Origin of the sequence: Paenibacillus sp. TAF43_2, from assembly GCF_052113545.1 — a bacterium.
In the GTDB taxonomy this organism is placed as follows: domain Bacteria; phylum Bacillota; class Bacilli; order Paenibacillales; family Paenibacillaceae; genus Pristimantibacillus.
This window is the reverse complement of record NZ_JBFRDK010000199.1, coordinates 1-10666: the sequence shown is the minus strand read 5'-3', so window position 1 is coordinate 10666 and position 10666 is coordinate 1. Positions and strand designations below refer to the sequence as shown.

Sequence of the window (10666 nt, the reverse complement as noted above, 5' to 3'; positions counted from 1 at the left end):
ACCTAGCACATGCGCCGCTAAACTGCCGAAGGGATAAAACCGTTTGTTGTCTTCAGCTACAACGATGCCATCAAGACCTAGCTCACGTATTTGTTCAGCTTTATCAATCGTAATTTTTCTCCCGCCTGGGCCAAGCTTAACGATCAACGCTCGTGTTTTAATTTTTTTATAGAGCGTTTCTTGCGACATGTCGAGCAAAGGGGCAAGCGCTGCTGCTGCTGCCTGTTGATCCTTGATCTGGACAGGAATCGCATACACGGTAGGTGAGCTTACATTGTAGGCGAGCTGAATACCGTTGCGATCAACGATTTCGCCTCGTTTGGCTACATAGGGGATGTTGCGTCTCCATGAATCCTCTGCTTTATCCGCCAGCTGCTCACCTTGCCATAGTTGTACAAAGCTAAGTCTCACACATAATGCTAGGAATGACACCCCAGCAAGTATGAGCACGATAAATAAACGTCGTCTAACCGTTACATTAGATACCTTCATCGCTTGTTCCCCCTCCGCTTGACCGTTTCGAAAGGAGCGCTCAATTGCGCTCATTCCCAGATTATTCGGGACAAGCGGATGATAGAACAAGCTTTAAGCAACATCATATTAGATCCCTTAATAATTCGATTTATGGATCACTCAGGAGCAGCGTTACCATTACTGCTTGTATTGGAATTAGCAGCCTGATCCCCATTTGAAGTTGTCTGACCCTCGGAGGTTCCACCGTTGGTGCCAGCTTCATCTTCTTTTCCAGCCTCACTACCCTTAACGCCGCCTTCTGCCGCATCAGGGTTTGTTTCCGCATTGCCGGATTGGCCTTCTTTGCCTGTCGGAGGAGCAAGTACAACTTTGAGCACTCTTACTTTATTCAAAGTCTCTTCCTTCTGAGACACAACAAACCCTTGCCCCTCCGGAATGAGCCGAATGCCGATAAGAGAGGTTAATTCAAGAGCATCCCGCAGCGAGACCCCTGTCAAATCAGGAATAGCCAGCTTTTCACGCTGCTCCGTTATTAAATATATTCGCTGTGTCGGGTGTACGGCTGAACCTGGAGCAGGTATTTGCTGCAGCACGGTTTTACCGTTTCCGATTAAATCAAATGTCATGGCTTTTGCTTTTAATTCCGCTTTCGCTTGTTGAACTTTAAACTCTGTTAAATCTGGAACCGTTATTGTCGCTTCCTTCTTCGAGTTTGCAGAACCAGCCGGATAGTTAGGAGCTACTCCCATTTTACGCAAGCTTTTGAGAACGATTTGTTTAAAAGCTGGAGCAGCGATCTTTCCTCCTGAAGCAAAAGTAGTATTCGGCTCATCTACGACAACATAAACGACGATTTTCGGATTATCAACCGGCGCATAGCCAATAAACGATACAACATATTTGGAGTCGGAATAGCCGCTTTTACCATTTACCGTAGTAACCTTTTGAGCGGTTCCTGTTTTACCTGCTACACGGTAACCCTCGATATAAGCGTTTTTACCGGAGCCTTTATCCTGATCCGATACAACCTGCTCCAAATACTCACCGACTTTTTTAGAGGTTTCCTCTGAGATCACTTGGCGAACCATCTTCGGTTCGAAAGTCGTCGTCGTTTTGGTCGACGGATCTGTCATGCTTTTTACGATTTGTGGTTGAAGCAGCTTTCCGCCGTTAGCTACTGCCGCGACTGCTGCAACCTGTTGTATAGGCGTAACCGTAACTACCCCTTGTCCAAAGGTAGCATTCGCAATCTCACTCGGGTATTTAAAGTTAATCGTACCGCTTAGCTCATTCCCAAGCTTAATGCCTGTTTTTTGCCCAAATCCAAAATTTGTGTAATATTCTCTCAGCTTCTGTTCCCCTAGTCTCTCATAACCAAGCTTGACGAAGGCAACGTTACTTGAATATTTCAAGCCATCCAAAAATGATATGGTTCCCCATCCCTCTCGCTTAATATCACGGATTGGATTAGGTACACCTTTCAGTTTGATTTGACCTGATTTGTATAATTCATCTGGATTAAACAAACCTTCTTCAACCGCTGAAGCCAGCGTTACAATTTTGAAGGTTGAGCCGGGCTCATATAAAGACTTAATCGCATGATTGTAAGAGTTCGAGTTGTTTTTCCAATATTCATTCGGATTATATTGCGGCATGTTTGCCATCGCCAATATTTCCATCGTATTTGGATCAGCCGCAATCGCTGTAGCGCTCTTAGGAGAATAGGTTTTCATAATTTCCTGAAGCGCTTCCTCCACATAATGCTGAATTTCGTTATCGATCGTCAGCTGTACATATTGACCATCTTTGGCTGGCTTGTAGTCTACTTCACCCTCCGTGAGCTGAACGCGTTTTCCGTCCTTCTCATACTTGATATAGCCATCCTCACCCGAGAGCTGCTCATTGAATGAAGCTTCAACGCCAGTCATGGCGACTCCCTCTTTATCCAAATAACCGACAAGCTGTGCAGCTAGAGAATTTTTAGGATAATACCGTTTTAAATTTTCTTGCAAATCGATGCCGACGCTATATACCTCCTTTTCTTTGGCTAAATCTTCACGGAACTGTTTAATTTTATCGGCATGTGCTTTGTCAATTTGCCAGCCTCCGCTACGCACCTCCCGATATACAAAGTAATTCCCGTCTTCTTTTTTGGCAGTTACATTTTTCCGGAGCTCTTCCTTAGAAGTGCCAAGGATGTCATGCAAGCCATTTATAATTTCTTCTGCAAGTTCCTGATCGTTAATCAGCTTCGGATTTAACGTCACATTATAAGCGATCGTATCCATTGCCAGAACACTCCCGTTACGATCGGCGATCGTGCCCCGCTTGGCCAGCATCTTTTCTTCTGTTGACCATCTTTCTTTTGCAAGCCCATACCATTTGGCGCCTTCTACTACTTGCACAATATAAATTCGGCTTATTAAAACAAGAAAAAGGAGGGTCATTACCCCTCCAAACAATAGTGTCCGCAATCTAATTCTTTTTTTCATCATCGCTCACCCTATTCACTCATTGCTGATTTTATCGCGTCGTCACCAGTATTTACGGTAATTCCACTCTCAATAGAGCTAACCATCCCTTGGGTCTCTGCAAGCTTGCGTATACGTTCTGAATCACTGAGCATCTCTACTTGTTTCTTCAAGTCTTCCATCTCTACATTCATCGTCTGGTATTCGCTATTCAACTTTTTAATTTCGAGGCTCATGTCATAGATTTGCGCGTAGCGTAAAATAATGACACCAGCAACTACAACGCACATTAATACAGTAAACATATACAACAATTTCTCCTGAACCGGTAAGGATTTACGAGTTTTAACAAGCCGCTTCGTTTCCTTGATAACCGGTTGCTGATCCTGCTTTCGCTTAGGCTGCAGCGCTAAATTGCCATTCACATACGCCAATTCAAATCCCCCTCTTACAATTTTTCTGCAACTCTAAGCTTGGCCGACCTTGCACGCGGGTTGAGCTCTAGCTCTCTCTCTGAAGGTACGATCGGCTTACGATTGACTAATTTCACTTTCCCAGCATTGCCGCATACACATAACGGAAAATCGGGCGGGCATGTACATTTCTCCACAAACTTTGCAAACAATTGCTTGCATATGCGATCTTCAAGCGAATGAAAAGTGATCACCGATGCTCTGCCGCCAGGGGCTAAACAGCGAATCGTTTGCTCCAAAGCTTCTTCTTCTGCTCCCAGCTCATCGTTTACTGCGATACGAAGCGCTTGGAAGGAGCGTTTTGCGGGATGCCCGCCTGTGCGCCTAGTTGCAGCAGGAATCGATATTTTTATCAATTCAGCTAATTCACCAGTCTTCTCAATAGGCGCCTTTTCTCGGGCCTTCACAATATTTCTAGCGATGGACCGAGCAAACTTCTCTTCACCGTAACGATCCAAAATGCGGGATATATCACGCTCGTCCCAAGTATTGACGATTTCATGAGCGGTTAGATCACCCTCGCGATCCATGCGCATGTCGAGCGGGGCATCATGGTTATAGCTGAAGCCGCGCTCGGCTTCGTCTAGCTGCGGGCTGGATACGCCAAGGTCGAACAATATGCCATCGACCTGCGGAACGCCATCCAGCATCGGAACGTTGCAATTTCTAAGCTCCTGCTCCAAATCGCGGAAGTTGCTTCTTACGAGTGTTACCTTATCTAAATAAGGAGCAAGCCTAACACGAGCATTTTCCAGCGCCCAGTCATCCTGATCGAAAGCGATCAACCGTCCTCCTTCGCCTAACCGGGAGGCTATTAATTCGCTGTGACCTGCACCCCCAAGCGTACAATCGACGTAGATGCCATCTGGCTTTATAGCCAAACCGTCAACCGCTTCTTCTAAAAGTACTGTAATATGCTGAAACACGCCTAAGCCCTCCATTCTTGTTGTCTATTCTAGAAGTTGAAATCGAAATCAACGAGCTTTTCGGCGATTTCGTTAAAGGTTTGTTCGGATTGTTCGTAATAACCGTCCCAAGTCTGCTTGCTCCAAATTTCCACGCGACTAGAAACGCCGAGCACCATGCAATCCTTGTCCAGCTTCGCATATTCACGAAGATGGCTAGGTATATTTACCCTTCCCTGTTTATCCAGCTCACATTCGGTTGCTCCGGAAAAGAAAAACCGGGTAAATGCTCGCGCATCTGATTTCATAAGAGGCAATGTTTTCAGCTTTTGCTCCAAAACAGTCCACTCACTCATGGGATATACGAATAAGCAATTATCTAATCCACGGGTTGCAATAAAAGAGGCTCCAAGCGATTCGCGGAATTTCGAAGGTATGATGATTCGGCCTTTCTCATCAATGCTATGTTGATATTCACCCATAAACATGACTTTGAACCACTCCTTCCCCTATTTCCACCACTTTGCCCCACTTTTCCCCACCTAGTAACAGTAGTTCGCCACCTAAAATAAAAATCCTGCTCAGTGAGCAGGATTTTCTAAAATATTTCACACTATTAAAGATTATTAATCATTACAGCGTTGGCGGCTGCTCTTCTTCAGGCTTGGATGGCTTCGGCGCCGTCTCTTTCCTTCTTCGATAAAACCAAAGGATTGGGATTGAAATAACAGCCAATATAGCTAATACAGGCAATGCACCTGCTAAAATAACTAACAATAGATTGATGGCATCCCAAACTACTTTTGTGCTGTTAACTAGCGCGTCCGACATCCTGCCACCTAAATGTGGTTTTTCGATACTTTTATTTTTTAGTGTTTGATTCGTTTGGTACAGGCGCAGCTCCACCGTCGAGAAAGCTACATTATTATCCAAATAGCGAACTCTTCCTTTGATTCGTTCAATTTCCTCCTGCACACTTGAGAGCTGCTGTGAAAACTTTAACAGATCATCAGCCTTTGTCGCTTTATCCATCATGGTGAGCAGTCTAGCTTCAACAAGCTGCTTCGCTTTCAGCCTGGATTCAAGATCCACATATTCCTCAGATACGTCCTTGCCGCCGATATTGCGTTCAAATTCATTATGTTTAATTTGCTCAATCCGATCAATGAACGACATAAACCCTGCAGCTGGAACTTTAATCGTATAGCTTGATCCAATTTCCCCCTCGTGCTTCGTATCTTGAAATTGCAAAAGATAACCGCCGCTTTGATGAATGGCATTGCGCAGCGAGGTTGCTGCAGAAGCTAAATCGTCCACCTGCATACTTAAATTAGCGGTATAAATAATTTTCTGGTTGAATCCATCCGTGCCAATTGCCAGCTGAGCATCAATTCCCCCGCCAGATGCTTTGCTCTCGCCCGATCCCTCAGCTGGAGCCTCTTCCGCTTTAGCAGCATTGTCATTCAAGGTATAGCTCATCTCAGTTTCTACGTTTCTAGAAGCTGTTGTTGATAACATCTGTTCAGAAGCCGAGTTTTTAGAGCTGCTCGTATCCCCATCTGAGGAAGCGCATCCAACAAGCAGAACAACCAGAGAAACAATTGAAATAAATGCAAATATCCCTTTTTTATGTATATACAAGAAAATACCCCCTTGCTTTTATTTACCTCTAGACGCAATCTGGGAATAAAAGGTTACAACTTTGTCCATCAAAACCCTTACATCCGCCCGATCTAAACATCGGTGTAAACGAATCAATTGCATCTTTTATCTCCACATAAAAAAAACCGCGATTGCTCGCGGCTTCATCAATGCTCTATTCTGTTTCTTTCCAGCTGTCCAAATATGCCGATTGCTCCGCTGTCAGCTGATCAATGCCAAAGCCTAGAGATTGCAGCTTCAGTCTCGCTACCTGCTCATCGAGCTCATAAGGAACATTGACTACTTTGTTTCCAATCGTTTTGTACTGCTCATTTACATATTTTAGTGCAACAGCTTGCAGTGCAAACGTCATATCCATAATTTCTGCAGGATGCCCATCGCCAGCAGCCAAATTAACAAGGCGGCCTTCTGCCAGCAAGTAAATGCTGCGTCCATCCTCCAGCTTATATTCTTCGATGTTGCGGCGAACGGTCCTTACGCTTGAAGATAATGCTGCAAGTTCTGGTTTGTTCGCTTCGACGTCAAAGTGGCCTGCGTTGGAAATGATCGCCCCGTCCTTCATCACCTTGTAGTGCTCTCCGCGAATAACATCGCGATTCCCGGTAACGGTTACGAAAAACTCGCCAACCTTAGCCGCTTCGATCATCGGCATTACCGCGAAACCGTCCATATAAGCTTCGACCGCTTTAATCGCATCGATCTCAGTTACAACAACATTTGCGCCAAGGCCTTTCGCACGCATGGCTACACCTTTTCCGCACCAGCCATAACCGACAACAACGACGGTCTTGCCCGCAACCATCAAATTCGTTGTGCGATTAATACCGTCCCATACGGATTGCCCAGTACCATAGCGGTTATCAAAAAGATGCTTGCAATATGCATCGTTAACAGCGACCATAGGGAATTTCAATGAACCGTCTTTCTCCATCGCTTTCAATCGAATAATGCCTGTCGTTGTTTCTTCCGCACCGCCGCGCAGGTTTTCGCCAAACTCTGGGTGCTCCGAATTTAGAATCGTTGCAAGATCGCCGCCATCATCAATGATAAGATCAGGCTTCCATTCCAGCGCTTTAATATTAAGTGCTTTAAATTCTTCAGCACTTGGATTATATTTGGCAAATACAGTAATGCCATCCTCAACGAGAGCGGCACAAACATCATCTTGTGTTGATAGCGGGTTGCTGCCTGTTATAGTAACATCAGCACCTCCAGCCTTAACAACCTTAGCCAAATAAGCGGTTTTCGCTTCCAAATGAAGAGCAATTGTAACTTTCAGTCCTTTAAAAGGCTGTTCCTTTTCAAATTGCTCGCGAATCGTATTCAATACCGGCATATGCGCAGCTACCCAATCAATTTTCAAACGGCCTTCAGGTGCCAATGATAGATCGGCTACGATGCTTTTATTTGCTGTACTCATTCCATTTGCCTCCTCATATTTCATAAATAAACGATTTCATGTCCACCAGTACGGCTAAATGGCGCTTCAAGCAGCTTATCGAGCCAAATCAGGCTGTAACGATTCCAATAGGCTGCCATATTAAGTACTCGCTCTTGCGGCTTGTTCTGCGGGTTAATCGACAGATGGATACGATCAAGCTGACGTGTGGATGCTTCAAATTGTTTGTTGAAGGCATCTACCGTTTTTGAGCCCATGTAGTTGATTTGCTCTACTATTTTTTGCAAATTCGTATCCCCAAGCTTAGAGAGCGACGGTTGAACGGAAGTTGCAAGCTCAAGAAGCGGTTTATATAGCTGCTCAAACGTATCTCTTGCTTCGGCAAACTGCTGTTCAATGGACAAGCCATCTTGTGCCTTCAGCCATTTCCCTTTGCTCTCTTCGAAATGTTCCATAACATCCTCAAAGGAAAGCTCATACTTATCCATGTGCTTGGCAACTGTTCCTTCAATTAAAGTATAAGACATACGCGGCACGATAATGGGCATTTCCATATTCAGCGTGCGGAATGCTTCTCCAGTTAAAGCCCAATAGGCAATTTCCCCAGGACCAAGCACAGTCGCAAGAACAGGGAATAAATAATCCTGCATAAGCGGCCGCGTCAGAACGTTATTGCTAAGCTGCTGCGGCTGCTCGTCAGCGATCCGAAGGAGCTGTTCCTCCGTTAGCGAAACTTGCTCTTTACGGTCTTGGAATTTTCCATCCTTCTTGTGAAGAAGCGTTCTTTCTTCGCCGTTATCCGAGTTGAAGAGAAAAAGATTCGAGCTGCCAGCCGTTACATCCGCTTGAAGGCTGTAACCAAGCTCACTCACCTTATCTGCAGCAGCAGCATAAGCATGCTCTAATTCATCGTTCTTCTCAATCAGCTTCCTGAACATAGGCGCTTCTATACGACGAATATCCTCATGATCGCCATCCATTAATACTAAGCCGTGTTTTCCGAATAAATGACTCAATATCATAGCAAAAAAAACAGATAATGATTTCGCTTGTTTCGACATTTGGCGCAGTTCCTCTAGCATCACAGGTTTGAACTCCGAATGCGGAAGCGATTGTTCAAGCTCAACAAGCAGCTCTTCCCATGTTTCTGCTGCAATCATCGTGCGGCTTACAGCAGTACGCGCACCTTCAGGACGCGCAACTGACAACTTGCGAAGCTCCTGCTCCGTTGTAATAACGTAGGCATGGTTCGCTTCATCCCAGTCATGATCTTCACCGGCTACCCAAAATACAGGAACAACCTTCCGCCCCAGCTGCTCACTTGCAGCTTTGGCCGCACCTATGATGGATACCGCTTTATGTATGACAAGCAGCGGACCCGTCCATAAACCAGCTTGCTGACCTCCAACCACGACCGGAGCCCCCTCTGCCATCGCAGAAATGGAAGCAAAAACTTCTGGATCAGCGTTAATCGCTTCATTGTAAGCACGAAGCGCGCGAGCTACTTGAGCTGCATCAGCTCTAACCTCTCCGCTTTGCTCCAAACGATTAAAGCGTTTAACCCAATCTTGATCAACTCCCGCATGATAGCCATATAAAGCTTCAATGCGGTCATCGTTTTGATGTATATAAGCCTCTGTCAAAGGCTGTGCAATAGGCAATGCATAAGTATCTGTTCTCATAGCGCAGCCCGTAACCTCCCGCTTAATAGTCGCTAGTACGACTTCATATTGTAAAACTGAACATTTTAATTGTACACAATGGTGAAGCCGTCCGTCAAAACAAAAACACCTCTGCTCGGGAGAGGCGTTTAGCAATTTATTATTTGAGTTAAGCAGTCAGAAACATTTTGCCGATGCCGATGCACATAAAAACGATGTACAGCACGCTCATCGTAAAAAAACTTAGCCGCCATATCGTCCGAAATATTTTTTTGGCATCCACTGCGCCGCGCTTGCGAAATTGGGCGTTTCCAAGCAATCCTCCGCCTAGCAGCATGAATAGCAATATGCCGTAAATCCCGAATCTGCTGTTAAACAGCTCATCAAACAATACAGCAACGCAGCCAATTAATAAGGCTGTAGTAACATCCATTGCCAATCGGAACGCTTTTTTTCGATCCTGAATATATGCTCCATATCCAAACAAAATGATGGTGAAGGGTATGATTGGAATTACAGCCAAATAAGCGTATGCATGTTTGATGCTTTCCCAAATCATTTCCATCGGCCTTCACTCCTTCATAGTCGACTTAAGATTTAGTGCTTTAATCATCGTAACTATTGCTTGGTTTAACGGCGCTTGCAGCCTATTCTTCTCAGCCAGCTGTACGACCCCGCCATTAATGGCATCGATTTCTGTCGCTCTGCCAGCTCTTACGTCACTAAGCATGGAAGAAATATTGCTGCTGGTTTGCCTGCAAACCTTTATAATGAGCTCCCACCCATTCTCCGGCAAGCTCATTCCAGCATGTATTAACACCAACTCGGTTTCCTCATACAGCGCTTGCATAAGCTTGACGCCGACAGGATGGAGCGGCAGCTGTCCGTTCTCCACATCCAATATTGCCGTCAATGGATTAATGACTGCGTTAATAAGCAGCTTATTAAAAATTCGATTCTCCAAGTCTTTCGACAGAAAAGAGGTAAATCCTGCCGTTTCCAGCAAAGAAATCAACATTTTTTGCGAGTTATCGAGAGAATCATCTTGATTGCGCTCATTTTCTCCCCATTCACCAAGCCAAAGCTGCCCCTTCCCCGTATGCTCAACCGAACGAACATCGAATCGTTTCGCTCCCTCTGTCGTCACCGCTGCAAATAGCGGATAGGTAGGAAGTTTGCTTTTAATTCGCTCTAAATGTCCAATTCCATTTTGCATACATACGACTGCCACACGCTCTCCATCATAGCTGGCAAGAAGCGAAGCAAGCATATTTAGAAAAGCATCATCCAAATCCGATTGTTTAACGCTCAGTAGCACCCAGCGATAGTCGGCATTCTGTTTTGTGACGTCATAACGTTCTCTATGTTCTGAAACAGACCCGCTCCATAAACTTTTGATACGAATCGATTTCTCATTTGCTCCATCTAGCTCCTTAAGCCTAATGCCTTGATTAGCAAGCACATCAGCCTGTTCCTCACTGCGCGTCCAAATCGTAACATCCGCTCCTGCTTCTGCTAGCTTCGCTCCATAGAGCAGTCCTAACGAGCCCCCACCTACTACATCTATCTGCACCTTATACTCCTTCCGACCAACTGCTGCTCATCAATAATATTAGCAAAC

The 10666-nt window shown here is 45.2% G+C and carries 9 protein-coding genes and 1 pseudogene; all 10 read right to left on the bottom strand.

What is annotated here, in order from left to right; all coding sequences use genetic code 11:
• Positions 1-492, bottom strand: a pseudogene (locus AB4Z17_RS28435) (stage V sporulation protein D); the annotation flags it as partial.
• A 137-nt stretch (positions 493-629) separates the two neighbouring features.
• Positions 630-2879 carry a penicillin-binding transpeptidase domain-containing protein gene (locus tag AB4Z17_RS28430; RefSeq protein WP_441963550.1) on the bottom strand — a complete coding sequence of 750 codons (2250 nt, stop codon included), beginning with the start codon at positions 2877-2879 and terminating at the stop codon, positions 630-632.
• Between the two features lie 98 nt (positions 2880-2977).
• Complete coding sequence (gene ftsL / locus AB4Z17_RS28425) at positions 2978-3370, bottom strand: cell division protein FtsL (protein ID WP_256710903.1); 393 nt, start codon at positions 3368-3370, stop codon at positions 2978-2980.
• A 23-nt stretch (positions 3371-3393) separates the two neighbouring features.
• Positions 3394-4344 carry a 16S rRNA (cytosine(1402)-N(4))-methyltransferase RsmH gene (gene rsmH / locus AB4Z17_RS28420; protein WP_179089802.1) on the bottom strand — a complete coding sequence of 317 codons (951 nt, stop codon included), beginning with the start codon at positions 4342-4344 and terminating at the stop codon, positions 3394-3396.
• 29 nt (positions 4345-4373) lie between these two features.
• A complete protein-coding gene (gene mraZ / locus AB4Z17_RS28415; protein ID WP_076268151.1) occupies positions 4374-4811 on the bottom strand; it encodes a division/cell wall cluster transcriptional repressor MraZ in 438 nt (145 codons plus the stop codon).
• 145 nt (positions 4812-4956) lie between these two features.
• On the bottom strand, positions 4957-5964 hold the full coding sequence (locus AB4Z17_RS28410; protein ID WP_441963548.1) for a DUF4349 domain-containing protein: 1008 nt from the start codon (positions 5962-5964) through the stop codon (positions 4957-4959).
• 175 nt (positions 5965-6139) lie between these two features.
• Complete coding sequence (locus tag AB4Z17_RS28405) at positions 6140-7405, bottom strand: adenosylhomocysteinase (protein WP_441909685.1); 1266 nt, start codon at positions 7403-7405, stop codon at positions 6140-6142.
• A gap of 20 nt (positions 7406-7425) precedes the next feature.
• Positions 7426-9066, bottom strand: a complete 1641-nt coding sequence (gene bshC / locus AB4Z17_RS28400; protein WP_441963547.1) for a bacillithiol biosynthesis cysteine-adding enzyme BshC — start codon at positions 9064-9066, stop codon at positions 7426-7428.
• 148 nt (positions 9067-9214) lie between these two features.
• The gene (locus AB4Z17_RS28395) at positions 9215-9610 is read right to left on the bottom strand and encodes a DUF3397 domain-containing protein (RefSeq protein ID WP_339208710.1); all 396 of its coding nucleotides are present in this window, start codon (positions 9608-9610) and stop codon (positions 9215-9217) included.
• A gap of 6 nt (positions 9611-9616) precedes the next feature.
• Entirely contained in the window at positions 9617-10618 is a 1002-nt protein-coding gene (locus tag AB4Z17_RS28390) for a ketopantoate reductase family protein (RefSeq protein WP_441909689.1), read from the bottom strand.
• Positions 10619-10666 lie beyond the last annotated feature (48 nt).

Bases quoted from the DNA above. Each gene is read 5' to 3' on its own strand.
- mraZ (WP_076268151.1), bottom strand. From the start codon at position 4,811: ATGTTTATGGGTGAATATCAACATAGCATTGATGAGAAAGGCCGAATC.
- bshC (WP_441963547.1), bottom strand. From the start codon at position 9,066: ATGAGAACAGATACTTATGCATTGCCTATTGCACAGCCTTTGACAGAG.
- AB4Z17_RS28395 (WP_339208710.1), bottom strand. From the start codon at position 9,610: ATGGAAATGATTTGGGAAAGCATCAAACATGCATACGCTTATTTGGCT.
- AB4Z17_RS28405 (WP_441909685.1), bottom strand. From the start codon at position 7,405: ATGAGTACAGCAAATAAAAGCATCGTAGCCGATCTATCATTGGCACCT.